The 23,466-nt window shown below is 70.0% G+C and carries 25 protein-coding genes and 2 tRNA genes; 7 read left to right on the top strand and 20 right to left on the bottom strand.

Going from position 1 to position 23,466, the window contains the following annotated elements; translation table 11 throughout:
- The 7 genes from mutM to ACLKM7_RS10035 form a co-directional block, all read right to left on the bottom strand.
- The gene (gene mutM, locus ACLKM7_RS10065) at positions 1 to 909 is read right to left on the bottom strand and encodes a bifunctional DNA-formamidopyrimidine glycosylase/DNA-(apurinic or apyrimidinic site) lyase (RefSeq protein ID WP_436447056.1); all 909 of its coding nucleotides are present in this window, start codon (positions 907 to 909) and stop codon (positions 1 to 3) included.
- Complete coding sequence (rnc, locus tag ACLKM7_RS10060) at positions 902 to 1,603, bottom strand: ribonuclease III (RefSeq protein WP_436447055.1); 702 nt, start codon at positions 1,601 to 1,603, stop codon at positions 902 to 904. Before rnc ends, mutM begins: the two co-directional genes overlap by 8 nt.
- A 19-nt stretch (positions 1,604 to 1,622) precedes the next feature.
- Positions 1,623 to 1,832: a 50S ribosomal protein L32 gene (rpmF, locus tag ACLKM7_RS10055; RefSeq protein WP_127818873.1), complete on the bottom strand. Its 210-nt coding sequence runs from the start codon at positions 1,830 to 1,832 to the stop codon at positions 1,623 to 1,625.
- Between the two features lie 32 nt (positions 1,833 to 1,864).
- Positions 1,865 to 2,347, bottom strand: a complete 483-nt coding sequence (locus ACLKM7_RS10050) for a YceD family protein (protein WP_436447054.1) — start codon at positions 2,345 to 2,347, stop codon at positions 1,865 to 1,867.
- 126 nt (positions 2,348 to 2,473) lie between these two features.
- Entirely contained in the window at positions 2,474 to 2,971 is a 498-nt protein-coding gene (gene coaD / locus ACLKM7_RS10045) for a pantetheine-phosphate adenylyltransferase (protein WP_436447053.1), read from the bottom strand.
- A gap of 42 nt (positions 2,972 to 3,013) precedes the next feature.
- Positions 3,014 to 5,176, bottom strand: coding sequence for an ATP-dependent DNA helicase RecG (locus ACLKM7_RS10040; protein WP_436447052.1), 2,163 nt, complete (start codon positions 5,174 to 5,176; stop codon positions 3,014 to 3,016).
- Positions 5,177 to 5,212: 36 nt separating this feature from the next.
- Complete coding sequence (locus tag ACLKM7_RS10035; protein ID WP_436447051.1) at positions 5,213 to 5,803, bottom strand: hypothetical protein; 591 nt, start codon at positions 5,801 to 5,803, stop codon at positions 5,213 to 5,215.
- 106 nt (positions 5,804 to 5,909) lie between these two features.
- Between ACLKM7_RS10035 and rsmD the strand changes: the two genes are divergently transcribed.
- A complete protein-coding gene (rsmD, locus tag ACLKM7_RS10030; RefSeq protein ID WP_436447050.1) occupies positions 5,910 to 6,473 on the top strand; it encodes a 16S rRNA (guanine(966)-N(2))-methyltransferase RsmD in 564 nt (187 codons plus the stop codon).
- On the opposite strand, the gene ACLKM7_RS10025 is transcribed toward rsmD, so the two are convergent.
- Positions 6,431 to 7,804, bottom strand: a complete 1,374-nt coding sequence (locus ACLKM7_RS10025) for a serine hydrolase domain-containing protein (protein ID WP_436447049.1) — start codon at positions 7,802 to 7,804, stop codon at positions 6,431 to 6,433. The two genes, rsmD and ACLKM7_RS10025, sit on opposite strands and share 43 nt — an antisense overlap.
- A 38-nt stretch (positions 7,805 to 7,842) precedes the next feature.
- Complete coding sequence (gene thiL, locus ACLKM7_RS10020; RefSeq protein ID WP_436447048.1) at positions 7,843 to 8,838, bottom strand: thiamine-phosphate kinase; 996 nt, start codon at positions 8,836 to 8,838, stop codon at positions 7,843 to 7,845.
- Between the two features lie 40 nt (positions 8,839 to 8,878).
- Between thiL and ACLKM7_RS10015 the strand changes: the two genes are divergently transcribed.
- Complete coding sequence (locus tag ACLKM7_RS10015; protein ID WP_436447047.1) at positions 8,879 to 9,358, top strand: DUF3515 family protein; 480 nt, start codon at positions 8,879 to 8,881, stop codon at positions 9,356 to 9,358.
- A gap of 15 nt (positions 9,359 to 9,373) precedes the next feature.
- On the opposite strand, the gene ACLKM7_RS10010 is transcribed toward ACLKM7_RS10015, so the two are convergent.
- The 7 genes from ACLKM7_RS10010 to ACLKM7_RS09980 all read right to left on the bottom strand — a co-directional run bounded on the left by ACLKM7_RS10010 (position 9,374) and on the right by ACLKM7_RS09980 (position 17,038).
- The gene (locus ACLKM7_RS10010; RefSeq protein WP_436447046.1) at positions 9,374 to 10,468 is read right to left on the bottom strand and encodes a D-alanine--D-alanine ligase family protein; all 1,095 of its coding nucleotides are present in this window, start codon (positions 10,466 to 10,468) and stop codon (positions 9,374 to 9,376) included.
- Positions 10,368 to 11,504, bottom strand: coding sequence for an NAD(P)H-dependent glycerol-3-phosphate dehydrogenase (locus ACLKM7_RS10005; RefSeq protein ID WP_436447045.1), 1,137 nt, complete (start codon positions 11,502 to 11,504; stop codon positions 10,368 to 10,370). The genes ACLKM7_RS10010 and ACLKM7_RS10005 overlap by 101 nt, the downstream gene beginning before the upstream one ends.
- Positions 11,494 to 12,255 (bottom strand): lysophospholipid acyltransferase family protein, encoded by a 762-nt coding sequence (locus ACLKM7_RS10000; protein ID WP_436447044.1) that lies wholly within the window; start codon positions 12,253 to 12,255, stop codon positions 11,494 to 11,496. The genes ACLKM7_RS10005 and ACLKM7_RS10000 overlap by 11 nt, the downstream gene beginning before the upstream one ends.
- A gap of 9 nt (positions 12,256 to 12,264) precedes the next feature.
- On the bottom strand, positions 12,265 to 13,635 hold the full coding sequence (gene murA, locus ACLKM7_RS09995; RefSeq protein ID WP_436447043.1) for a UDP-N-acetylglucosamine 1-carboxyvinyltransferase: 1,371 nt from the start codon (positions 13,633 to 13,635) through the stop codon (positions 12,265 to 12,267).
- A 74-nt stretch (positions 13,636 to 13,709) separates the two neighbouring features.
- Positions 13,710 to 14,306 (bottom strand): 3-isopropylmalate dehydratase small subunit, encoded by a 597-nt coding sequence (leuD, locus tag ACLKM7_RS09990; RefSeq protein WP_436447042.1) that lies wholly within the window; start codon positions 14,304 to 14,306, stop codon positions 13,710 to 13,712.
- 1 nt (position 14,307) lies between these two features.
- A complete protein-coding gene (gene leuC, locus ACLKM7_RS09985; RefSeq protein ID WP_436447041.1) occupies positions 14,308 to 15,804 on the bottom strand; it encodes a 3-isopropylmalate dehydratase large subunit in 1,497 nt (498 codons plus the stop codon).
- A gap of 160 nt (positions 15,805 to 15,964) precedes the next feature.
- Positions 15,965 to 17,038, bottom strand: coding sequence for a TerC family protein (locus tag ACLKM7_RS09980; RefSeq protein ID WP_436447040.1), 1,074 nt, complete (start codon positions 17,036 to 17,038; stop codon positions 15,965 to 15,967).
- A gap of 289 nt (positions 17,039 to 17,327) precedes the next feature.
- Between ACLKM7_RS09980 and ACLKM7_RS09975 the strand changes: the two genes are divergently transcribed.
- Genes ACLKM7_RS09975 through ACLKM7_RS09960 form a run of 4 tightly spaced genes read left to right on the top strand, consistent with a single transcriptional unit; the run spans position 17,328 to position 19,817 of the window.
- A complete protein-coding gene (locus tag ACLKM7_RS09975) occupies positions 17,328 to 17,885 on the top strand; it encodes an RNA polymerase sigma factor (protein ID WP_436447039.1) in 558 nt (185 codons plus the stop codon).
- The gene (locus ACLKM7_RS09970; RefSeq protein WP_436447038.1) at positions 17,882 to 19,069 is read left to right on the top strand and encodes a DUF4349 domain-containing protein; all 1,188 of its coding nucleotides are present in this window, start codon (positions 17,882 to 17,884) and stop codon (positions 19,067 to 19,069) included. The genes ACLKM7_RS09975 and ACLKM7_RS09970 overlap by 4 nt, the downstream gene beginning before the upstream one ends.
- 32 nt (positions 19,070 to 19,101) lie before the next feature.
- Positions 19,102 to 19,464 (top strand): YidH family protein, encoded by a 363-nt coding sequence (locus ACLKM7_RS09965; RefSeq protein WP_436447037.1) that lies wholly within the window; start codon positions 19,102 to 19,104, stop codon positions 19,462 to 19,464.
- The gene (locus ACLKM7_RS09960; protein WP_436447036.1) at positions 19,461 to 19,817 is read left to right on the top strand and encodes a DUF202 domain-containing protein; all 357 of its coding nucleotides are present in this window, start codon (positions 19,461 to 19,463) and stop codon (positions 19,815 to 19,817) included. Before ACLKM7_RS09965 ends, ACLKM7_RS09960 begins: the two co-directional genes overlap by 4 nt.
- A 242-nt stretch (positions 19,818 to 20,059) precedes the next feature.
- Here the strand turns inward: ACLKM7_RS09960 and ACLKM7_RS09955 are convergent.
- Positions 20,060 to 20,135, bottom strand: a tRNA-Glu gene (locus ACLKM7_RS09955).
- 45 nt (positions 20,136 to 20,180) lie between these two features.
- A tRNA-Glu gene (locus tag ACLKM7_RS09950) sits at positions 20,181 to 20,256 on the bottom strand.
- A 98-nt stretch (positions 20,257 to 20,354) separates the two neighbouring features.
- On the opposite strand from ACLKM7_RS09950, the gene ACLKM7_RS09945 reads away from it, so the two are divergent.
- Positions 20,355 to 20,993 (top strand): MBL fold metallo-hydrolase, encoded by a 639-nt coding sequence (locus ACLKM7_RS09945; RefSeq protein WP_436447035.1) that lies wholly within the window; start codon positions 20,355 to 20,357, stop codon positions 20,991 to 20,993.
- Between the two features lie 70 nt (positions 20,994 to 21,063).
- Here the strand turns inward: ACLKM7_RS09945 and ACLKM7_RS09940 are convergent, their stop codons facing one another.
- Positions 21,064 to 21,333: an HPr family phosphocarrier protein gene (locus tag ACLKM7_RS09940; RefSeq protein WP_168914177.1), complete on the bottom strand. Its 270-nt coding sequence runs from the start codon at positions 21,331 to 21,333 to the stop codon at positions 21,064 to 21,066.
- 49 nt (positions 21,334 to 21,382) lie between these two features.
- The gene (locus ACLKM7_RS09935; protein WP_436447034.1) at positions 21,383 to 23,446 is read right to left on the bottom strand and encodes a PTS fructose transporter subunit IIABC; all 2,064 of its coding nucleotides are present in this window, start codon (positions 23,444 to 23,446) and stop codon (positions 21,383 to 21,385) included.
- Between the last annotated feature and the right edge of the window lie 20 nt (positions 23,447 to 23,466).

Below are 23,466 nucleotides of genomic sequence, written 5' to 3'. Positions count from 1 at the left end.
TCAGGCCCGTCGCTGACACTTCGGGCAGAAGTGGCTCGAGCGGTTGGTGAACGAGACGCGCACGATCGGACGGCCGCATCGGGGGCAGGGCTCCCCGGTGCGGCCGTACGCGTTGAGCGAGTGCGCGAAGTAGCCCGCCTGCCCGTTGACGTTGACGTACTGCGCGTCGAAGCTCGTGCCGCCTTCGGCCAGCGCCTTGTCGAGCACGTGGCGTACCTCGACGAGCAGGCGGTTGACGGCGCGCGTCGACAGCGTGCGCGCCGGCGTCTCGGGATGGATGCGTGCGGCCCACAGGGACTCGTCGGCATAGATGTTGCCCACACCGCTGATCACGGTCTGGTCGAGCAGTACACGCTTTATCGCCGAGTCCTTCCGCGCGAGCGCGCGGCGGAAGGCGGCATCCGAGAAAGCCGGATCGAGGGGATCGCGCGCAATGTGCGTCACCTGGGAGGGGACGGATGCTGCGGCCAGGCCGTAGCCGCCCGTTGCGCCGTCGGCGGTCGGCACCAGGTCGTCGATCGCGAGCGACCCGAAGGTTCGCTGGTCGGCGAACACGACCGCGAGTCCCCCGTGTGCGGGGTGCATGATGTCGAGCCGAACGCGCTCGTGGCGCTCGGGAGCCGCTCCCGGTGCCCGCAGCAGCAGTTGCCCGCTCATTCCGAGGTGCGCGACCACGGCTTCGCGAGGCTCGTCGGCGGCGAGCGACGCGAGCGGGAGCCAGAGGAACTTGCCGCGCCGCGCCGCGCCCTTGATGACTCGGCCGGTCAGCGTGGCCTCGAACCCCGCCGCGTCGCCGGCGTGGCGCGTCAGGGCGCGTTCATCGAGGACCGTGGCGCCGAGGACGGTGGCGCCGGTGACCGCGGGGGCGAGGCCGGCGCGGACCACCTCGACCTCGGGAAGCTCAGGCACGACCGCTGAGCTCGCGCCAAGCGCTCAGCGCGGCGGCCATCTCTGCCTGCTTCTTGCTCGAGCCCGTACCGTCGGCCGACACGTCTCCCACGAGAACCGTCGCCGTGAAGTGACGGTCGTGATCGGGACCCGTGGAGCTCACGGAGTAGACCGGCGGCAGCAGGCCGCCGCGCGCCGCGAGCTCTTGGAGGCTCGTCTTGGGGTCCATCGCCGCACCGTAGCGCTCGGGATCGTCCAGGAGCGGTTCGACCAGTCGCAGTACGAGGGCGGTGGCAGCACCCGGTCCCGCCGAAAGATACGCCGCGCCCAGGATCGCCTCCATCGTGTCGGCCAGGATCGAGTCCTTGTCGCGCCCGCCCGTGAGGTCCTCGCCACGTCCGAGGAGGATGTGATCGCCCAGGCCGATGCCGCGGGCGATGTGCGCGAGGGCGACCGTGGACACCACGGCGGCCCGGCGCTTCGCGAGCGAGCCTTCGTCGAGGTCGGGGTGCGCCGTGAACAGCCGCACCGTCACCGACAGGCCGAGCACCGAGTCACCGAGGAACTCGAGCCGCTCGTTGTGCGGCACCTGACCGTTCTCGTACGCCCACGATCGATGCGTGAGCGCCAGCGACAGAAGCTCGGGGTCGATATCGACTCCGAGCTTCTGCGTGAGTTCTGCGAGCGCCGTGCGCTCGGCAGCGACGTCGGTCACGTCAGGCCGTGCGCGACGATCAGACGTCGGCGACCTTGCGGCCCTTGTACTCGAGGAACAGCTCCGTGCCCTGCGAGTCGGTGACGACCTTCGCCTGGTGCGGCCGGCTGTAGACGACCTTGCCGTTCTCGACCGTCTTGACGAGCGTGGGGGCCTCGGCCTTCCACTGCGCGCGACGCGAGCGCGTGTTGGAACGCGAGACCTTCCGCTTCGGGGGGTTGCCTGCCATAGCTTGCTCTCTTCTGTGTTCTCGGCGCCGGGTCAGCCGCGGGAGCGCGGTGAATCGTCGTCGTGGTCCGTGGTGAAGCCCTGGAGCGCAGCCCATCGAGGATCGAGGGGCTCACGCTGCTCTGACCCGGTGTTCTCGGTCAGTCGCTTGCCCGTAGCCGGATCGAGGCCGGGGCAATCCGGCTGACACACCGGCTGAAACGGAAGCGCCAGGACGACCGCTTCCCTGACCAGAGTTTCAAGATCCACGTGGTCGTCTTGAACCTCGAAGTCAGTTTCTTCCTCCCCAGGATACGCGAAAAGCTCCTGAAACTCGACTTGGAGCGCCTCGGCGATGTCGGTGAGGCATCGGCTGCAGATGCCGGTGTAGTCGGTGTCGATGTCGCCGGTGACGAGGATCCCCTCGTGGACCGACTCCAACCGGACCTCCACGATGACCGGCTCACCCTGTTCGACGGCGACGAGTCCTTCGCCCCACTTCTCAGGCGACGGGACCTCGAGCGTGAACTCGCGCATCTCGCCGGAGCGGTGCACGATGTCTCTGACCGGGATCACGAACGGTCCCGTCACATGCTTTCTGGCCACGATCCCCCATCGTACCGGCGTCGTCGCGCCCCGGGCGCGCCCGAGCGGTCCAGGCGTTCAGATGCCGCGTGCGCCGGTGTCGAGGAAGCGGGCCACGGCGGGCGGGACGTACGGCGTGACATCGCCGCCGAGTCCGGCCACCTGCCGCACGAGCGAACTCGACACGAGCGCGTGAGCCGGGTCCGGCAGCAGGAACACCGTTTCGACGTGCGCGAGATGGCGGTTGACGATGGCCATAGGGGTCTCGTATGCCACGTCGATCTGTGAGCGGATGCCTTTCACGAGCACACTCGCACCGACATCCGTCGCGTAGTCGACGAGAAGACCCATGCTCCACGAGGCGACGACGACGTCGCCTTCGATGTCGGTCTCGGCGATGGACTGCTCCAGCAGCGTCTGGCGCTGTGCGATGGGCAGCATCGCCTCCTTGCCGGGGTTGTGCACCACGAGCACGTGAAGCTGGTCGTACAGCATCGCCGCCCGGCGGATGACATCGAGATGACCGAGGGTCGGTGGGTCGAACGACCCCGGGACGACGGCGATCCGGCTGCTCATGGGCCCAGCCTAACGGGACCCGGGCACCGCGCCGGCCGCACGTCAGTTCTTGGCCAGTGCCGCGCGCTCCGCCATTCCGACGCTGCGCTCGAGCGCGGCAGCCAGCCCGGTGTGCCGCTGCAGCGCGGGATCCTCGGCGAGCACCAGCTCCGCCGCGACCCGTGCCTCGGTGATGATGTCGGCGTCCTTGACGACCCGCAGGAGCCTCAGCGACGACCGCGCACCGGACTGGGCATCGCCCAGCACGTCCCCCTCGCCGCGCAGTTCCAGGTCGACCTCGGCCAGGGCGAAGCCGTCCAGCGTCGCCGCGACGGCCTCCACCCGCTGCCGGGCAGGACTGGCAGGCGGCGCTTCCGTGACCAGCAGGCACAGCCCCGGCACGCCGCCGCGGCCCACGCGTCCGCGCAGCTGATGCAGCTGCGATACACCGAACCGGTCCGCCTCGAGGATCGCCATCGTGGAGGCGTTGGGCACATCCACACCCACCTCGACCACCGTCGTGGCCACGAGGACGTCGATGTCGCCGCGGGCGAACGCCTGCATGACGGCATCCTTCTCGTCCGACGGCATCTTGCCGTGGAGCGTCGCCACACGCAGTGACGCGAACGCGTCGAGCCGCGACAGCAGATCCGCCACTTGCACGACGCCCCACCGCGTGCGGGTCGCTTCACCGGCGCCTTCGGGGACCGGCTCGTCGGCGGTGTCGTCCTTGGTGAGCGCTTCGGCGTCGATGGCCGCGCACACCACGAAGGCCTGACGTCCCTGTGCCACTTCCTCGGCGATGCGATCCCACACCCGGACGAACCACCCCGGCCGCTCGGCGAGCGGTGCCACGAACGTCTCGATCCCGGCCCGGCCGGCCGGCATGGTGCGGATCGTCGACACGTCCAGGTCACCGAACACCGTCATCGCGACCGTGCGTGGAATCGGCGTCGCGGTCAGCACCAGGACGTGCGGCGAGGACCCCTTCGCACGCAGCGCCTCGCGCTGGTCCACGCCGAACCGGTGCTGCTCGTCGACGACCACGAGTCCGAGATCGGCGAACGTCGTGCTCTCACTCAGCAGCGCATGGGTGCCCACCACGATCCGCGCCTGGCCCGACGCGGCGCGCAGCGAGGCCTTGCGGCGCTCGGCCGCCGTCAGCTGCCCGGTCAGCAGAGTAGGCATGAGTTCGGGTGCCAGCTGGGGCCCGAGCATCCGTGCGATCGACCGCACATGCTGCGCGGCGAGCACCTCGGTCGGCGCGATGAGCGCTGACTGCCCGCCATCCTGAGCCACCTGAAGCATCGCGCGCAGGGCAACGAGGGTCTTGCCCGAGCCGACCTCGCCCTGCACGAGCCGGTTCATGGGCCAATCACCCTGCAGATCGCGCTCGATCTCGGCACCGACATCGATCTGGTCGGGAGTGCGGGCGAACGGCAGCGCGGCGTCGAAACGCTCGAGGAGCGAGCCGGGCGCACGCCGGGTCGCCGAGAGGGCGCGCACGAATGCACGCTGCTGCAGCAGCGCGACCTGCAGCACGAACGCCTCCTGCATGCGCAGCGTGTCACGAGCGGGCTCGATCTGGTCGAGGGAGTCCGGCCGATGGATCCGCTCGATGGCGGTCCGCGCCTCGAGCAGGCCGTGCCGGGCGCGCAGTTCGTCAGGCAGCGGATCGGGCACGGGGCCCAGCCCGTCGAGCACGATCGCGACGATCTTCTGCAGCTGCCAGCTCGAGACGGTGCTGGTGGCGGGATAGATCGGAATCGGCAGGTTCGCCGTCGCCTCGGCGGTCAGACGCGCCGTCTCCTCATCGTCGAACAGCTGGTAGTCGGGGTGCGCGAGCTGCTTGGAACCCCGGTACTCCCCCACTTTGCCCGCGAAGATCCCGCGCCGGCCGGGCTGCAGATCCTTGACGCGCCAGGCCTGATTGAAGAAGGTCAGCGAGAGATCCCCGTGGCCGTCGCTGATGACGACTTCGAGCAGCGAGCCGTTCCGGTTCTTCATGCGGCGCTCGTTGGCTCTGCGTACCTCGGCCACGATCGTCACCGGCTCGCCGACGGGCAGCGACGAGATCGGCGTGAGCTCGCCCCGCCGTGCATAGCGGCGCGGATAGTGCATGAGCAGGTCGCCCACCGCCTTCATGCCGAAGGCGCGTTCCAGGGCCGACGCCGTCTTGCCGCCGACCGCGCCGTCCAGGCGCGAGTCGAGCGTGAAGGACGTCATGCGACGAGTCTAGATTCCGGGGCGGACCCCCGTTGCTCAGCCGAAGATGCCCTGAACGATGTCGGAGAGGAAGGCCCGCCCGTTGCGATTGGCCGTGGACATGTAGATCCAGACGTCGTCGCGTGCCACGATCATCTCCTCCGTATCGGCGGCATCACCGGGAAGATCGCAGAACTGCACGCCGAAGTCCTCGGCCGGCTGGCAGGTGTACCCCTCCGCAGGCAGTGTGGCGAGGGCTTGCGACACCGCATCTGCGGATGCCGTGCTGATCAGAAGCAGCACGCCCGTCGCGTCGCCGACGATCCAGTCGCACCCGAGCGCGAGCGTCGCGCCTTCCGGTGCCGGACGCACGAAGCCCTCGCCGTTGCTCTGCAGCGTCATGTCGCCGACGGTCTCTTCGCGCGTCTCGGCTGTTCCGAGCGCCAGGCAGTCTGTCGGCAGGTTCGCCGGGGGGATCGCGTCGCCGGTCGCCGTCGGCTCGGCGACGGATTGCTCCGGCTTCGGCGTCGACGCGCTTGCCGATGGCTCGCCACCCGACGGCGTCTCGCTCGCGCAGCCCGACAGCGCCGCGACGGCGATGACAGCGCCGACCGCGAAGGACACGAACCTGGTACCGCTCTTGATCATCTCGACCCCCGAAGACTGATGGTTCCCCCGCCGCCGATCATAGGGGTCGATTCGGCCCGCGCACGTGCACCGGCGGACTTGTGCGATCCGCCGATATCGTGAGTGGGTGACCCGCATCATCGCCGGACGAGCCGGATCGATCGTCCTCGACGTTCCCGATGCCGGCACGCGGCCCACGAGCGACCGGGTCCGCGAGTCGCTGTTCGGCGCCCTCGAATCGGCGGATCTCGTGCGGGGCGCGACGGTGCTCGACCTCTATGCCGGTTCCGGCGCGCTCGCCCTCGAGGCGATCAGTCGCGGTGCTCTCGCCGCCGACCTCGTGGAGCGCTCGGCGCGCGCGGCGACCGTGGCGGAGCGCAACGCGGCCCGCGTGGGAAAGGCTGTCGGGCGGGATGCCGTCATCCGGGTCCACCTCGCTTCGGCCGACGGGTTCCTCCGCACGACCAACGGCCGCTACGACGTCGTGTTCCTCGACCCTCCGTACGACGTGGGCGAGGCGGAGCTCACCGAGACACTCGGTCTGCTCGTTCCCGTCCTGACCGAAGACGCCCGCGTCGTCGTGGAACGCGCCTCGCGGTCACCGCAGCCTCAGCTGCCGCCCGGGCTCGTCGCGACTCGCGACAAGCGCTACGGCGACACGACGCTGTGGTGGTCGGCGGCGTCCGGCTGAACGCCCACGGGATCCCCCGCCCACACATCGGGGCCGGTGAATCCATGGTCGCGCGTGATCGTCAGCCGGCCCGTCGATGACACCTCCAGCCGAAACGTGACGGCGTCCTGCAGCGTGCGCAGGTGCGCGACGTAGGCGTCGGCGACCCAGCCGCCCGCGATCACGAAGCGATCTCCGTACCAGAGGCCACGTCGGCCTGGGCCGTCCCCCAGGTGCGCCGGCGTCCAGCTGTCCGGCACGACCGTCAGCTCGGCACCGTTGAGCGTGAGCGTGTCGCGCGCAATGCGCACGTGGGCGATCGGTCCCTCGTAGCGGAACTCGGCCACGTCCTCGCGCAGCTCGCCCCGGGGCGTAGAGATCGCCAGCTGCGTCGGCACCGCGGTCGGCGCCTCTTCGGTGTCCCACGCCGGGATCAGCTCGCGCCAGATCGCCTCGAGCGGCACCTGCATTTCGGCCAGGCCGCCGGTCATCGCGATGACGGCGTCGTGCTCGGGCATGACGACGACGTACTGGCCGAACGCGCCGTCGGCGCGGTAGGCATCGTGCCGGCACCGCCAGAACTGGAATCCGTAGCCGCGGTTCCAGTCCCCTTCGCCGGTGCCGTTGGAGATCTGCGCGCTCGTCGCGAGGTCGATCCACTCCGCAGGCACGAGGGTGCGGGCCTGCCACCGGCCCCGCTGCAGCAGCAACTGGCCGAACGCCGCGAGCTCCTCCGCGCGCAGCATCAGCCCGAAGCCGCCCGCATCCGCACCCGTCGGACTCTGCTCCCACCACGGCTCGCCGAAGCCCAGCGGCTCGAACAGGCGCGGACCGAGGTAATCACTCAGCCGCAGGCCGGTCCGGCGCTGCACGATCTCGGACAGCGCGTAGGTCGCGGGTGTGTTGTACAGCCAGTGGGTGCCGGGATCGTATGCCAGCTCGGACGCGAGGAGTGTCGCCGACCAGTCATCGCCCCAGTCACGCGGCTCTTCGGCATGGCCGGTCGACATCGTGAGGAGATGGCGCACCCGCAGGGACGCGAGCCGGTCGCTGATCACCGCGGGCGCGGCATCGGGAAGGAGATCGATGACCCGGTCGTCGAGGCCGAATCGGCCCTCGTCGACCGCCAGCCCCACGGCGATCGCGGTGAAGCTCTTGCTGACCGAGTACAGCGCGTGCGGAAGGTCGCGGTCGTACGGCGCCCACGTGGTCTCGGCCACCACATGGCCATGGCGCACGACCGTCAGGGTGTGGACGTGGTCGATCTCATCGAGCGCGTGGACCAATCGGGCGAGAGCGGCGGAGGGCACGCCCTGGTCCTCGGGGCGCGAACGCGGCAGCAGCGTCGTCATCAGGTCAGGCTAACGTGCCCCGACACCGGAGGACGTTCTCACCCGCTGCGGCTGTCCCAGTCCCGGTACGGGTCCCAACCTCCCGGCCCGGCCGGCGGCTTGCCGTCGACCAGCACCGCCGTCTCGCGTCGCGCCGCGACGCTCCCGATCCGGTGGAAGCCGTGAGGCAGCGCCGCATCGCCGGGGAACGTCGCGAGAAGCGCGTGATCCTCACCGCCGGTGAGCGCGCTCACCGGATCGCGACCAAGCGTCGCGGTCTCGATCGCGACGGTGACCCCGGATGCCTCGGCGAGCCGCGTCGCATCGAGCACGAGCCCGTCCGACACGTCCATCATGGCGGTCGCACCCGCGGCCGCAGCGGCGGGGCCGAGCGCCACCGGCGGAGTCGGACGCAACTGCGCCGCGAGGTCGGCGCGCTCATCGGGGGTGAGCGCGCGCTCGTCGAGCGGAACCGGAAGGCCGGCGGCGTCGGTGAAGTGCTCGAACAGCACGCGGAGGCCACGCGCCGCGCGCCCCAGCTCACCTGCCAAGGCGACGACGTCCCCCGGCCGCGCTCCCGATCGCAGCACGGGATCGCGCCCCGCGAGCGCGCCCAGCGCCGTCACCGCGATGGTGAGGGTATCCGAGACGGTCAGGTCTCCGCCTTCGACCGCGCATCCCGGAGAGAGCTCGCGGCACGCCGCACGAAGCCCGTCGGCCAGACCGGTCACGAACGACAGGCGCGTCGACTCCGGCATGGCGAGTGCGACGAGCAGCGCGGTCGGCGTCGCACCCATGGCGGCGATGTCGGCCAGATTCACGGCCGCAGCCTTGAAACCGAGATCGAACGCGCTCGACCATGCCAGGCGGAAATCGGGACCGTGCACGAGCGTGTCGACGGTGGCGACCACCCGGCCGTCGGCCGCCGCGATCACCGCGGCATCGTCGCCCGGGCCGACGAGTGCGGCCGAGGGACCCACCCGCCCCAGGATGCGACGCAGGATCTCGCCCTCGCTGAGGTCGCCCACCGTGGGGTCCGCGTGCTCGTCGATCACGTCTCCACGCTACCCGGGCACGGCGGGTTAGCCTGGACGGGTGCGCCTGTCCCCCTTCGCCGCCGCGGCCTGCCTCGCGCTGGCAGCCGGCGTCCTCGCCGGCTGCTCGACGACCGTCAATCTCGAGCCCGCCGAGAGCGCGAACGACCCGGCGTGCGCCGAAGTGAGCGTGCGCCTCCCGGGCACGGTCGCGGAGCAGCCGCGACGCTGGACCGACGCGCAGGCGACCGGAGCGTGGGGCGAGCCGTCCGCGGTGCTGCTCAGATGCGGCGTCACGCCGCCAGGGCCGACCGAGGCCAAGTGCATCACGATCGGCGGCGTCGACTGGATCGTCGACGAGAGCCAGGCGCCGCGCTACCTCGTCACGACCTACGGGCGTGTGCCGGCGGTCGAGGTCTTCATCGACAACGAGGCCGTCTCGCCCAACGACGTCCTCGGCGATCTCGGCGGGGCCGTGGCTGCGGGCACTCTTTCCGAGAGCGAGTGCACGCTCACCGAGACGCTCGTCCCCGAGAGCTGAGCCGGCGCAGACCGTTCAGGCCGCCGAGCGCTCCCGCGCGATGTCGACGAGCTCCGTGATCAGCTCGGGGTAGGTCATGCCCGACGCGATCCAGCACTTCGGGAACATCGAGATGGGCGTGAAGCCGGGCATCGTGTTGAGCTCGTTCACATAGAGCCCCTGCTCGGTGAGGAAGAAATCCACGCGTGCGAGTCCTCGTCCGTCGACGGCCTGGAACGCCCGGATGCCGAGTTCCTGGATCGCCGCGACTTCGGTTGCGGTGAGATCCGCCGGGCACACGACATCCGCCCCGTCTCCGCCCAGGTACTTGCCCTCGAAATCGTAGAACTCACGGGTCGTGAGCACGATCTCACCGGGTAGTGACGCACGCGGAGCTGCGCCCGCGCGCCCTTCGAGGATCGCGACCTCGATCTCACGACCGACGATCGCGGTCTCGATGAGCACCTTGTCGTCCTCGGCGAACGCCACCTCCAGAGCGGCGTCCAGCTCGGAGGCGTCGTGGACCTTCGACACGCCGACACTGGATCCGGCTCGGGACGGCTTGACGAACGACGGCACGCCCAGCGCCGCGGCATCCCTTCTCACGCCTGACAGGTCGGATTCCCAACGGGAACGGGTCACCGTGACCGACGGAGAGACCGGAACGCCCGCGGCGGCGAGCACGATCTTCATGAAGTGCTTGTCCATGCACAGGGCGGAGTCCAGCACGCCGCCACCCGCGTACGGGATGCCGAGCGTGTCGAAGAACCCCTGCACCGTGCCGTCCTCGCCATGCACGCCATGCAGGATCGGCAGGACGACGTCCACGCGACCGAGCTCGTCGACCGTGCCGTCCGCCCGGCGGACCCGCAGCGCGCGATCGGCGCCCCCCTCGGGCCACAGCACGCGCGTCCCGTTGTCGACCACCTCGGGCAGTCGCGCGGCATCGAGGGCGAATTTCGCCGGATCGTCGTCTTCGAGGACGAACACGCCGTCTCGCGTGATCCCGACGGGGATCACGCGGTAGCGGTCACGGTCGATCGCCTGCAGCACCCCGCCCGCCGTTGCGGAACTGATCGAGTGCTCGCTGGAGCGACCGCCAAAGAGCACCGCCACCGCCGGCCTGTCCATTCTGCGTCCTCTCGCCCTGGGGGGTGTCGTCGTCTGTCGTGAGGTGGGGCGCGATGTCGCGCGGGTTCATGGTGCCGTCGAGCACCATCTTGACCTGCTCGACGATCGGCATCCCGACGCCGACCTCGCGCGCCAGCTGAAGGATCGGCGCCACTGACGCCAGGCCTTCGGCCGTCTGGTTCATCTGCTTGACGACGTCGTCGTAGCGGTATCCCTGGCCGAGCAGGCGCCCGGCGGTGTTGTTGCGGCTGAGCGGAGACTGGCAGGTCGCGATGAGGTCGCCCAGGCCCGCCAGACCCTGGAGGGTCTCGGGCTGCGCCCCGAACGCGACGGCGAAGTCGGTCATCTCGACGAGGCCCCGCGTGATGATCGACGCCTTCGTGTTCTCGCCGTAGCCGACGCCGTCCACGATCCCGATCGCCAGCGCGATCGCGTTCTTGAGGACCCCGCCGAACTCGGTGCCGATGACGTCGGTGTTGACGAACGTCCGGAAGTACCGGTTGCGGGCGCGCCGGGCGACCGCCTCGGCAGTCTCCTGGCTGGTCGACGAGATGACGGCGGCCGTCGGCTGCTCGCGGGCGATCTCTAGGGCGAGGTTCGGACCCGAGGCCACGGCGATGCGCGCGGGATCGCAGTGCAGTTCCTGCTCGATCACCTGGCTCATACGCAGGCCCGTCCGCCGTTCCAGGCCCTTCATGAGCGAGACGATGGGAACGTCGGTGCGGGCGACGAGCGGACGCACGGCCTTGAGGTTCTGCCGCACCGCCTGGCTCGGGATGGAGAGGTAGATCTGCTCCGCGCCGTCGAGCGCCTCGGAGAGGTGATGCGTCGCGTGCATCGAACGCGGCAGGTTGATCCCGGGGAGGTACTCGCTGTTGCGCTTGGCCTCCTGGATCTCTGTGGCGTGCTCGGGCCGGCGGGCCCACATGATCACATCGGCACCGCCGTCGGCGAGGATCTTGCCGAACGTGGTCCCCCAGCTGCCCGCGCCGATGACGGCGACGCGAGGACGCGCGGCATCCTGTCTACGACTCAAGGCGACCCGTCTCCTCCTGGCCGTGCGCCGCCGGATTCCAGCGCTCTGCGGGCGCGGGCTCGCCGCGCAGCTGCGACAGCAGCGTCGCGATCTCGGACATGATCTCGTCGGTGGCGGCCGCGAGGGCGACCGGCTGCCCGGCAGCACCTTCGATGGCCTGCACGTCGACCGCATCCCCGAAGATGACCCGCACTCGCCGCCGCAGCGGCCACAGACGCAGCTTGCCGTAGCGCGGCAGGATCTGCTGAGAGCCCCAATGCGCGACGGGGATCACCGGGATGTTGCCGGCCAGGGCCAGTCGCACCGCGCCCGTCTTGCCACGCATCGGCCACAGGTCGGGGTCGCGCGTGAGCGAGCCCTCGGGGTAGACGATCACGCCGCGCCCGAGGCGGACGAGTTCGCGAGCGCTGTCGAGCGTCTGCTTCGCACCGCTTCCCGAGGACGCACGTGAGACCGGGACCATTCCCGTCCGCCGCAACGCCCACCCGAGCACCGGCACGCGGAAGAGGCTCTCCTTGGCCATGAAACGGGGCGCGCGACCGAGCCGCCACACGGCGACGGCGACGACCAGAGGGTCGATCTCGCTCATGTGATTGGGCGCGAGGACGTATGCCCCTTCTCGGGGCAGCTTGTCGCCGTCGACGATCTCGACCTTGGCGAGCAGTCCGAACAGCGGGACGACGATCGCTGCGAGCGGCCAGAACACGCTCGGCCGAGTCTTCTCGCGCGAGGCGCGGGGTTGCGAGGCCACCACCGCGGGCTATCCGACGACGTCGAAGTCGGCGCCGAGAGTCTCGAGCTTGGTCAGGAACTTCTCGTAGCCGCGGCGGATGATCCCGATGTTGCGTACCACCGACTCGCCCTCGGCGGCCAGCGCCGCGATGACATAGCTGTAACCGCCGCGCAGGTCGGGGACGACGACGTCGGCGCCGTGGAGCGGGGTCGGTCCGTTGATCACGGCGGCCTGCTCGAGTGCGCGGCGCGCGACCCGCCGGTCAGGGGCGTCGATGCCGTGCGGGTGCACCACGATGTCGGCGCCCATCTGGTTCAGCGCATGCGTGAAGCCGAGCCGGTTCTCGTACACCGTCTCGTGGACGACCGAGCGGCCTTCGGCCTGGGTGAGGGCGACGATCAGAGGCTGCTGCCAGTCGGTCATGAATCCGGGGTGAACGTCGGTCTCGACGGTCACCGGCTTCAGCGCGCCGTCGCGGCGGAACTGGATGCCGTCCTCGCGGACGTCGAACCATCCGCCGGCCTTGCGGAAGACGTTGAGGAAGGTCAGCATCTCCTGCTGCTTGGCGCCGCCGACGAAGATGTCGCCGTCGGTGGCCAGGGCCGCGCACGCCCACGACGCGGCCTCGTTGCGGTCGAAGATCGCCCGGTGGTCGTAGCCGCGCAGCGACTCGACGCCCTCGATGAGGATGACGCGGTTGGGCTCGTACGAGATGATCGCGCCCATCTTCTGCAGCACCGCGATCAGGTCCATGATCTCGGGCTCGATGGCGGCGCCCCGCAGCTCGGTGGTGCCCTTGGCCCGCACCGCGGTCAGCAGCACCTGCTCGGTGGCGCCCACGCTCGGGTACGGCAGCTCGATGTTCGCTCCGTGCAGCCCGTTGGGGGCGGTGATCCGGATGCCCTCGTAGCTCTTGTCGACGACCGCGCCGAACGCGCGCAGCGCGTCCATGTGGAAGTTGATCGGGCGGTCGCCGATGCGGCAGCCGCCGAGATCGGGGATGAGTGCCTCGCCGAGGAGGTGCAGGAGCGGCCCGCAGAAGAGGATCGGGATGCGGGATGCCCCGGCATGCGCGTCGATCTCCTCGAAATGCGCCGCGACCGCACCGGACGGGTCGAGGTGCAGCGTGCCCTCCTCCTCGCCGTCCTCGACGCGCACACCATGCACCTCGAGGAGCGAGCGGACCACCTGTACGTCGCTGATGTCGGGGACATCGCGCAGAGTGCTGGAGGTCTCGCCGAGAAGGGCGGCCACCATCGCCTTCGTCACGAGGTTCTTGGCGCCCTTCACCTCGACGCGGCCCGTCAGGGGGCGTCCGCCTCGGATGGCGAGGATCTCACCGGCCACTTCTTTCACTCCCGACTTGGCATCAGCGTCGACATTGAGAAGCGACTTCATCCGGTGGACCTCACTTGGTGTGCTCGGGGCGGCTTGCGGAGACCTTGCGCCCGGGTGGGGCGCTCGGCCTTGACTCACGGAACGGGAAGCGTCCGCGGCCGCCACGCCTCGCGGCGAGCCTCGAACTGCGTGATCTTGTCCTGTTCACGCAGCGTCAGCCCGATGTCGTCGAGCCCTTCGAGAAGCCGCCACCTAGTGTAATCGTCGATCTCGAAAGCGAGGTCGAGGCCCGCGACGCTCGCGCGTCGGGCCTCGAGATCGACCGTCATCGAGGTGCCGGGGTGCTCTTCGAGGATGGCCCACACCGCTTCGGCATCGGCCTCGGAGATCACTCCGGTGACCAGCCCCTGCTTGCCGGCGTTGCCGCGGAAGATGTCGGCGAACTTGGGGCTGAGCACGACGCGGAAGCCGAAGTCGCGCAATGCCCAGACGGCGTGCTCGCGGCTGGATCCCGTGCCGAAGTCGGCTCCTGCGACGAGGACGCTCGCGCCGGCGTACTCGGGACGATTCAGCACGAAATCCGGGTCCTGCCGCCAGTTCGCGAACAGCGCGTCCTCGAAGCCGGTCTTGGTGACGCGTTTGAGATAGACGGCAGGGATGATCTGGTCGGTGTCGACCGCGGAGCGCTTCAGCGGCGCGGCGACGCCCGTGTGCGTGGTGAACTTCTCCATGTCAGGCCTCCGCCCCGCTCGTCGCGCCCACCGCGGTGGCGATCGGCTCCAGGTCGCTCGGGCTCGAGAGAGTTCCTCGAACCGCGGTCGCCGCTGCCACCAGCGGCGACACCAGGTGCGTGCGCCCGCCCTTGCCCTGGCGGCCTTCGAAGTTGCGGTTGCTCGTGGAGGCGCAACGCTCCCCCGGGGCGAGCTGGTCGGGGTTCATGCCCAGGCACATCGAGCACCCGGCGAAGCGCCATTCCGCCCCGAAGTCCTCGAACACCTTGTCCAGACCCTCGGCCTCGGCCTCGAGGCGAACGCGCGCCGAGCCGGGGACGACCATCACCCGCACGCCGTCGGCCTTCTTCCGGCCCTGGATGACCGAGGCGAACGCCCTCAGGTCCTCGATGCGGCTGTTGGTGCACGAGCCCATGAAGACGGCGTCGACCGGCACATCCTTGAGGGGTGTGCCGGGTTCGAGCGCCATGTACTCCAGAGCGCGCTGCGCGGCGGCGCGGTCGTTCGGGTCGGTGAAGTCGTCGGGCGACGGCACCACGTCACTGAGTGACACGCCCTGCCCGGGGTTGGTGCCCCATGTGACGAAGGGCTCGAGCTCATCGGCGTCGAGGAACACCTCGGCGTCGTACACGGCGCCCTCGTCGCTGGGGAGCGTGCGCCAGTAGGCGACGGCATCCTCCCAGTCCTTGCCCTTGGGGGCGTGCGGGCGCCCTTCGAGGTACGCGAACGTCGTCTCATCGGGGGCGACCATGCCGGCACGGGCGCCCGCCTCGATCGACATGTTGCACATCGTCATGCGGCCCTCCATCGACAGCGCACGGATGGCGCTGCCGCGGAACTCCAGCACGTAGCCCTGGCCGCCGTTGGTGCCGATCTTGGCGATGACGGCGAGGATGATGTCCTTCGCCGTCACTCCGGGCTTGAGCTCGCCCTCGACCGTGATCGCCATCGTCTTGAAGGGCTTGAGCGGCAGCGTCTGGGTCGCGAGCACGTGCTCGACCTCGCTCGTGCCGATGCCGAACGCCATCGCGCCGAACGCGCCGTGGGTCGAGGTGTGCGAGTCGCCGCAGACCACCGTGATGCCCGGCATCGTCAGCCCCAACTGCGGGCCGACGACGTGGACGATGCCCTGCTCCTTGTCGCCCAGGGAGTGCAGGCGGACCCCGAACTCCTCGGCGTTGCGCCGCAGCGTCTCGATCTGCGTGCGGCTGGTGAGGTCGGCGATGGGCTTGTCGATGTCGAGCGTGGGGGTGTTGTGGTCCTCGGTCGCGATCGTCAGATCGAGACGTCGCACCGGACGTCCTTCCGCGCGAAGGCCGTCGAAGGCCTGCGGGCTGGTCACCTCGTGGACCAGGTGCAGATCGATGTAGATCAGGTCGGGCTGACCGTTCTCACCCTTGACGACGACATGGTCGTCCCAGACCTTCTCCGCGAGCGTGCGCGGCTGATCGGGGATGCTCGGGGTATCCGAACTGCGCGGTGCGGTGGAAATACTCATTGCTCTGTCTCCTCGGAAGGGGGCTGCGCCCTCAGGGATGGGCCCGCGACGAACTCCGCGACGAGAGAGGCCTAGAACGAGGTCTCGCCGCGGCCGCTAAGGAGAAGGCGAGCGATCCGCACGTGCCCCAGGCTACCACCCCTCCCCTGAGGGATGACCGTCAGTGCCGGTCGTCGGCGTGCGGTGGTTCGACCGTCGCCGGGGTGCCCTTCTCGTCCGCGACGGCCGCGGCGGCGTCCTCCGGGGACTCCGCCCGCTTCTCACGCGCCGACGCGATGAGGCTCGCGACGGTGGCGACGGCCATGGACACGACGATGACTCCGAGCGACATCCACGTGGAGATCTCGGGCGCCCATTCGATGTGCTCGCCGCCGTTGATGAAGGGCAGTTCGTTGACGTGCATGGCGTGGAAGACGAGCTTCACGCCGATGAAGGCCAGGATGAACGCGATGCCGTAGTGCAGGTAGCGCAGGCGGTCGAGCAGGTCGCCGAGCAGGAAGTACAGCTGGCGCAGACCCATCAGAGCGAAGATGTTCGCGGTGAACACGATGAACGGGCTCGTCGTGATCCCGAAGATCGCCGGGATCGAGTCGATCGCGAACAGCAGGTCGGTCACGCCGATCGCCGCGAAGACGATGATCATCGGCGTCCACATCTTCTTGCCGCCCACGACGGTGCGGATCTTCGCGCCGTCGTACGTCTCGCTGATGTCGATCGTGCGGCGCAGCAGGCGGACCACGAAGTTCTCCTGCTTGACGTCGTCGTCATGGTCCCCGCCGGGGAACGCCTGACGGATCGCCGTCCACACCAGGAACGCGCCGAAGATGTAGAACACCCAGCTGAACTGCTCGATGATCGCCGCCCCGGCGAGGATGAACAGTCCGCGCAGCACGAGGGCGATGATGATGCCCACCATCAGCACCTCCTGCTGATACCGCCGCGGCACGGCGAACTGCGTCATGATCAGCACGAAGACGAAGAGGTTGTCGATCGACAGGCTGTACTCGGTCAGCCAGCCGGCGACGAACTGGCCGGCGAACTCTCCGCCGGCGAACAGCCACATGAGGCCGGCGAAGATGAGCGCGAGCGTGACGTAGAAGACCACCCAGAGCGTCGACTCCCTGGTGGAGGGGATGTGCGGGCGCTTGAGGATGAGGAGCAGATCGCCCAGGAGGATGAGAGTGAGGATCACAAGGGATCCGATTTCGAACCACAGCGGGAGTTCGAGGTCCATTGAGGGCCTTTCGCGGGGAGATGTACGAGGGGTCGGTCGGTGCCGAAAGTCTCTCCCCGCGCCCCGTGATCCGGTCCGCGTCGCACACCCGGGGTCTCTCTATCGAGACCCGTGATGACGGATGCGCGCAGTCGGGATACTCCCTCTCGCTTGCATCAGGATACAGGCTCGCGATGCGGCATCCGTCGCTGTTGAGACGTTTCGCTCGATGCGGACACTGACACGGTGAGAGACAATGAGCTCCGCGACGTCGCCAGCCCGGCGCCGGACGCGGAGCCGGAGGACGGGCATGGCGGACGATGAGTCGCAGGGGGACGGTGCGCTCGTGGCGGCGGCGGCCGGCGGGAGCGAGCTGGCCTTCCGCACGCTGTACCGCGCCTACGTCCGGCCGGTGTACTGGCTCGCCCACGGACTCGTCGGCAATCCGGCCGACGCCGAAGAGGTGACGCAAGAGACCTTCCTGGTCGCGTGGCGAAAGCTGCCCGGCCTCAAGCTCGCCGGCGACTCCCTCCTGCCGTGGCTGGCGACGGTATGCCGCTACCAGGCCGCGAACCGGGTGCGACGGCAGCGCCGGGACCGCGAGCACCAGGCCGGCGTCGCAGACGAGACCCTGCCTGCGACCGTCGACGTCGAGCAGCAGATCGTCGACGGCGAGCTCGCCGACGCCATCCTGCGCGAAGTGGCCGGGCTCAGCCCGCTGGACCGCGACATCTTCCGGCTGTGCGCAGCGGAGGGCTACGCCTATGAGGCCGCCGCCGCCGAGCTCGGGGTCACGCACGGGGTCGTCCGCAACCGTCTCTCCCGCATCCGCACGCGCTTGCGGACCGTCGTGAAGGAGAGCACATGAACACGCAGCAGCCCGGCGCCCCGGCGCCCCTGCCCGAGTTGAGCGCACAGCGCGTCGACGAGATCGAGGAGGCGCTGTTCACCGACATCGCCCGCGAGCGGGACGTCGCCACCGCCCGCCGTGCCCGCCGCGGGCGGCTCTGGCTGGCCGGCGGTGCGGCCGCGGCCGTCATCGCCGTGGCCGCCATCATCGCGCCGAGCATCGGACCACTGGTGTCCGGATCCGGCGGCGCCGCCGACGGCTCGGCGATCGCGCCGGCGGACGAAATCGGCGGCGCGGAGGGCGGAGTGGCGGACTCCCCCGTCGAGATGCAAGCGCCGGATGCATCCACGGAGTCGTCTGAGTCCTCGGCACGCGACACCTCCCTCGCGGAGGGGACGGCCGACCGCGACATCATCACAACGGCCTCCGCGTCCGTGACGGTGGACGACGTCGAGGCCGCCGCCCGGACCATCAGCGACGCCGCCATCGCACGGGGCGGCTACGTCGAGTCGATGAACCTGAGCGCGGACGGCGCGCCGTCGTCCGCCGTCGACCCGTCGAGCGGGGTCGTCTACGACACGATGCCGTACCCGTACCCGCAGCCGCCGGGCAGCACATGGATCACCGTGCGCGTGCCGTCCGACCAGCTCACCGGCCTCGTCGACGAGCTCGCCGAGGTCGGCGACGTCACCGCATCCTCCGTGAACCGGCAGGACGTCACCGAGCAGACAGTCGATCTCGCCGCGAGGATCGAGGCGGCGCAGGCATCTGTGGACCGGCTGACGTCGCTCATGGCGCAGGCTGAGAGCGTCGCTGATCTGATCGCCGCAGAGTCGGCGCTCTCGGAGCGGCAGGCACTGCTGGAGTCGTATCAGCAGCAGCTCGAGATGCTCGAGACGCAGGTGGCGATGTCGACCCTGACCGTCACGCTGGCCCCCGAGATCGAGACCGTGACGGCCGACCCGGCGGGATTCGGCGACGGCCTGGTCGCCGGCTGGAACGGGCTGGTCGCGACGCTCAACGGAATCGTGGTGGCGCTCGGGTTCCTCCTGCCCTGGCTCGCCGTGGTCGCCGTGGCGGCGCTCATCGTGTGGGGCATCGTGCGCATCGTGCGCCGCCGGCGCCAGCGGAGGAGGGATGCCGCGGCCCGACCCGCCGCGGGCGCCCCTCGGCCGGAGGCTCCCGCCGACGCGTCCGAATGACCGGCACGGGGCGCCGTCGATAGTGTGGGACGGTGCCCCGCAGCAGATTTCCGCAATCGGTCTATGGAACCGGTGAAGAACCCGACGTGCGGTTCAGTCTCGCGAACGAACGGACGTTCCTCGCCTGGAACCGCACTGCGCTCGCGCTGATCGCCGGCGGCGTCGCCTTGGAGGCCCTCGGCCTCGACCTGCACCCGGGACTGCGGCTGACAGCATCCCTCATCCTCATCGCCGCGGGCCTCGTGGTGCCGGTGCTCGCGTGGCTCGAATGGGGCCGCACCGAACGGGCCCTGCGCTCAGCGTCGCCGCTCCCCGGCTCGGCGACGAGCATCGCGCTGGCCGTCACGATCGTGGCGGTGGGGGCACTCGTGCTCGTCGGCGTGGTGCTGCGGTGACCGAACGCCGGCTCTTCGATCCGGGGCTGCAGCCCGAGCGCACCGAGCTCGCGTGGCGTCGCACCGCACTCGCCATCGGCGTCGGCTCGCTCATCGCCCTCCGGGTCCTGCCCGCCATCGCCCCGTCCCCAGGCTTGCAGCAGGCGTGGCTGGCGCCGGGCATCGTGGGCGTCGCGTTCGCGATGCTGCTGTGGCTGCGCTCTCGCGCTCGCCACGCCCGGGTGACGCGGGCCCTGCTCGAGGAGCGCCCGGAACGGATGCCGGGGGCGGGGCTGATGCTGCTGCTGGCGCTCTTCGTCGGCGGCTGCGGCATCCTCTCCGCGGTCGTGGTCCTGCTCCCCTACGTGTTGTAGCGAGCGTTTCTCACCCTGCGGGCACGACCAACGACAAAGCGCCCCCGCTCGTGACCGAACGGGGCGCTTTCTCGTTGGTGACCCCAGCGGGATTCGGCCACTCCGCCCCTCCACGCGCCGCTAGCGCGTCGCGCGGAGCCTCCGGCGGAGCGGGACCCCCCGCGTGCGAGCGTTTCTCACCCTGCGGGCACGACCAACGACAATGCGCCCCCGCTCGTGACCGAACGGGGGCGCATTGTCTTTGGTGACCCCAGCGGGATTCGAACCCGCGTTACCGCCGTGAGAGGGCGGCGTACTAGGCCGCTATACGATGGGGCCGCACGTCACCGCCGGAGAACCGGCGGATCTGCTGTGTTGCCTGACTGGTGACCCCAGCGGGATTCGAACCCGCGTTACCGCCGTGAGAGGGCGGCGTACTAGGCCGCTATACGATGGGGCCGTTCAGGCAACCGTTCGATTATGCCACGTCCGGGATACCCCCTCCAAATCGGTGCGGCCCGTGTTGCCTGCGCCACAGCCGGGCTGTTGACTCGACTCATGCGAGTCACCAAGTTCGAACACGCGACCCTCACACTCGGGAACGCCGGCAAGACCCTCGTCATCGATCCCGGGTCGTTCACCGCTCCCCTGGGCGACGTGAGCGACGTCGTGGGCATCGTGCTGACCCACGAGCATCCCGACCACTGGACCCCCGATCATCTCGACCGTCTGCTCGGCACGTTCCCGGGCACGCCGATCTTCGGTCCCGAGGGTCTGGCGAAGGCCGCGGCGGGATACGAGGTGACCGTCGTCCGCCCCGGCGACACCGTCGAGGTCGACCCTTTCCGGCTCGAGTTCTTCGGCGGACGCCATGCGGTCATCCACGAGTCCATCCCAGTCGTCGACAATGTCGGCGTGCTCGTCGATGACGCGTTCTACTACCCGGGCGACTCCTACGTCGTACCCGAGGGCCGTGAGATCGATCTGCTCGCGGCGCCCATCGGCGCACCGTGGCTGAAGATCGGGGAGGCGATGGACTTCGTCCTCGCCGTCGCGCCTCGGCGGGCGTTCGGCACCCACGACATGACGCTCTCTGTGGTCGGGCGCGACATGGCCCGTGCACGGCTGCGATGGGCCACCGAGCAGGGCGGTGGCGAGTTCCTGGCGCTCGACCCCGGTGACGCCACCGACGTCTGAGCGATACGGACGACGGATGCCGCAGCGGCTTCGACCAGCGGCATCCGTCGTCTCGTCTCTGCGCCGACGGCTACTGCGCGTCGAGATCCGTCTCGAGAAGCTCCACGAGTTCGTCGAGGGCCTGCTCGGCACCGTCGCCTTCGGCTTTGAGTGTCACGACCGTACCATGTGAGGCACCCAGCCCCATGAGGGACAGGATGCTGCCGGCATTGAGGTCGGGACCGCCATCGACGGCGATCGTGACGGGGACGGACTTGGACTGGACGGCCTGGACGAACAGCTTCGCGGGCCGGGCGTGGAGCCCGGAGCTGCTGGCGATGGTGGCCTGACGTTGTGCCATGGTGTATCTCCTCGTTGTCGGGGTCATCGGGTCCGGGCGGGCGGGGCGGTCACGCCGCCACGGCCAGGCCTGCCTCGGCCTGCTCGAGCTCTTTGCGACCGACCCACCTCTTCAGCGCCACGACAGCGAGCGCGGACACGACGGTACCGGCCGCGAGGGCGATGAGGAAGCCCCAGATGGGGTTGATGGCGAAGAACACGAAGATTCCGCCGTGCGGGGCGAGCGACTGGACTCCGAACATCATCGACAGCGCACCGGTCACGGCGCCGCCGAGCATCGATGCCGGGATGACGCGCAGCGGGTCGGCGGCGGCGAACGGGATGGCACCCTCGCTGATGAACGCGGCGCCCAGCAGCCAGGCCGCCTTGCCGTTCTCGCGCTCGACCGGCGGGAAGAGGTCGCGGGCGAGGACCGTCGAGGCCAGTGCCATCGCCAGCGGCGGGACCATGCCCGCCGTCATGACCGCCGCCATGATCAGGTACGGCGTCGGGTTGTCGGCCGACGCGGCGGCAAGGCCCGCGGTCGCGAACGCGTACGCGACCTTGTTCACCGGGCCGCCCAGGTCGAAGCACATCATGAGGCCGAGGATGACGCCGACGACCACGATGCCGGAGGTGCCCGCCAGCTCGGTCAGCCACGCGTTCAGCCCTTCCATCAGTGTGGCGATCGGGCGGCCGAGGAAGAGCACCATGAGGCCGGACGCCACGATCGACGCCAGAAGCGGGATGATCGCGACCGGCATGAGCCCTCGCAGCCAGCGCGGCACCGGCAGACTGCCGAGCCACCACGCGACGAAGCCGGCGAGCAGACCGCCGATCATGCCGCCGATGAAGCCCGCGTTCATCAGCACGGCCACGGCACCCGCGACGAAGCCGGGTGCGATGCCCGGCCGGTCCGCGATGGCGAACGCGATGTACCCCGCAAGCGCCGGCACCAGGAAGCCCATCGACGTGGCGCCGATCATGAAGGCGACCGAGCCCAGATAGAGCCCTAGCGGCCCGAGGAACAGGTCCTCTCCCCCTTCCGGCAGATTCCACAGCGCGTTCTGGGTGATGATCGTCGCGGCGTTCTCGGTGACGTCGTAACCGCCGAGCAGGAAGCCGAGCGCGATGAGCAGGCCGCCGCCCGCGACGAAGGGGATCATGTAGCTCACGCCGGTCAGCAGGATCCGCTGGATGCGCGCGCCCCACGACAGCCTCTCCGCGGGCGCCGCCGTGGCGGCGCCGGCGTCACCGCCGACGCGCGTCGCGGAGGGGTCGCCCGCAGCGGCGACGGCTTCGGCGATCAGACGGTCGGGCTGCTCGATGCCGCGCTTCACGCCCGAGCGCACGACCGGCTTTCCGGCGAACCGCTGCGGCTCGCGCACGTCGACGTCGGTGGCGAAGATGACGGCGTCCGCATTGCGGATGACGTCGGCCGGCAGTGCTTGATAGCCACTGGAGCCCTGCGGCTCGACGACCACCTCGACGCCGGCATGGCGCCCGGCGGCGGTGAGCGCGTCGGCGGCCATGAACGTATGAGCGATGCCTGTCGCGCAGGCCGTCACGGCGACGATCCGCGCCGGCCGGCCGTCGATGGACAGACCGGATGCCTCGGCTTCCGTGGGCGCCACGTCCGGAGCCGTGGGAGGGCCCGCAGGTGCGTCGGCTGCCGTGGGCTCGGCCTCGCCGATCGCCTCCCGCACGATCGCCACCGCCGCGTCGGAATCCCCCGCGGCGCGAAGGCCCGCGGTGAAGTCGGCCTGCATGAGACTGCGCGCGAGCTTTGAGAGGACGGCGAGATGCGCCTCTGCGGCGTCGGCGGGTGCCGCGATCAGAAAGACGAGGTCGGCAGGACCGTCGGGGGCGCCGAAGTCGACACCCGGCGCCAGCCGGGCGAAGGCGAGCGACGGAGTCGTGACGGCCGCGCTCTTGGCGTGCGGGATCGCGATGCCGCCCGGCAGTCCCGTCTCGTCCTTCTCCTCGCGGGCCCACGCGTCGTCGAAGAGCGCGTCGGCGTCGGTGGCTCTTCCCTCCGCGACGACGCGTGCCGCGAGCGCGCGGATGACGGCGGCCTTGTCGTCGCCGAGCGGGGCATCGAGGCTGACGAGCCCCGGGGTGATGGTTTCGGACACGATGACCTCCTGCGGTCGGT

The sequence above is a fragment of the Microbacterium sp. I2 genome (genome assembly GCF_051364985.1).
Taxonomy (GTDB): domain Bacteria; phylum Actinomycetota; class Actinomycetes; order Actinomycetales; family Microbacteriaceae; genus Microbacterium.
The sequence above is the reverse complement of the archived record's forward strand: the minus strand, read 5'-3'. Positions and strand labels throughout refer to the sequence as shown.

Bases quoted from the DNA above. Each gene is read 5' to 3' on its own strand.
- rpmF (WP_127818873.1), bottom strand. From the start codon at position 1,832: ATGGCAGGCAACCCCCCGAAGCGGAAGGTCTCGCGTTCCAACACGCGC.
- ACLKM7_RS10050 (WP_436447054.1), bottom strand. From the start codon at position 2,347: ATGCGCGAGTTCACGCTCGAGGTCCCGTCGCCTGAGAAGTGGGGCGAA.
- coaD (WP_436447053.1), bottom strand. From the start codon at position 2,971: ATGAGCAGCCGGATCGCCGTCGTCCCGGGGTCGTTCGACCCACCGACC.
- ACLKM7_RS10040 (WP_436447052.1), bottom strand. From the start codon at position 5,176: ATGACGTCCTTCACGCTCGACTCGCGCCTGGACGGCGCGGTCGGCGGC.
- ACLKM7_RS10035 (WP_436447051.1), bottom strand. From the start codon at position 5,803: ATGATCAAGAGCGGTACCAGGTTCGTGTCCTTCGCGGTCGGCGCTGTC.
- ACLKM7_RS10025 (WP_436447049.1), bottom strand. From the start codon at position 7,804: ATGACGACGCTGCTGCCGCGTTCGCGCCCCGAGGACCAGGGCGTGCCC.
- ACLKM7_RS10010 (WP_436447046.1), bottom strand. From the start codon at position 10,468: ATGGACAGGCCGGCGGTGGCGGTGCTCTTTGGCGGTCGCTCCAGCGAG.
- murA (WP_436447043.1), bottom strand. From the start codon at position 13,635: ATGAAGTCGCTTCTCAATGTCGACGCTGATGCCAAGTCGGGAGTGAAA.
- leuD (WP_436447042.1), bottom strand. From the start codon at position 14,306: ATGGAGAAGTTCACCACGCACACGGGCGTCGCCGCGCCGCTGAAGCGC.
- leuC (WP_436447041.1), bottom strand. From the start codon at position 15,804: ATGAGTATTTCCACCGCACCGCGCAGTTCGGATACCCCGAGCATCCCC.
- ACLKM7_RS09980 (WP_436447040.1), bottom strand. From the start codon at position 17,038: ATGGACCTCGAACTCCCGCTGTGGTTCGAAATCGGATCCCTTGTGATC.
- ACLKM7_RS09975 (WP_436447039.1), top strand. From the start codon at position 17,328: ATGGCGGACGATGAGTCGCAGGGGGACGGTGCGCTCGTGGCGGCGGCG.
- ACLKM7_RS09970 (WP_436447038.1), top strand. From the start codon at position 17,882: ATGAACACGCAGCAGCCCGGCGCCCCGGCGCCCCTGCCCGAGTTGAGC.
- ACLKM7_RS09945 (WP_436447035.1), top strand. From the start codon at position 20,355: ATGCGAGTCACCAAGTTCGAACACGCGACCCTCACACTCGGGAACGCC.
- ACLKM7_RS09940 (WP_168914177.1), bottom strand. From the start codon at position 21,333: ATGGCACAACGTCAGGCCACCATCGCCAGCAGCTCCGGGCTCCACGCC.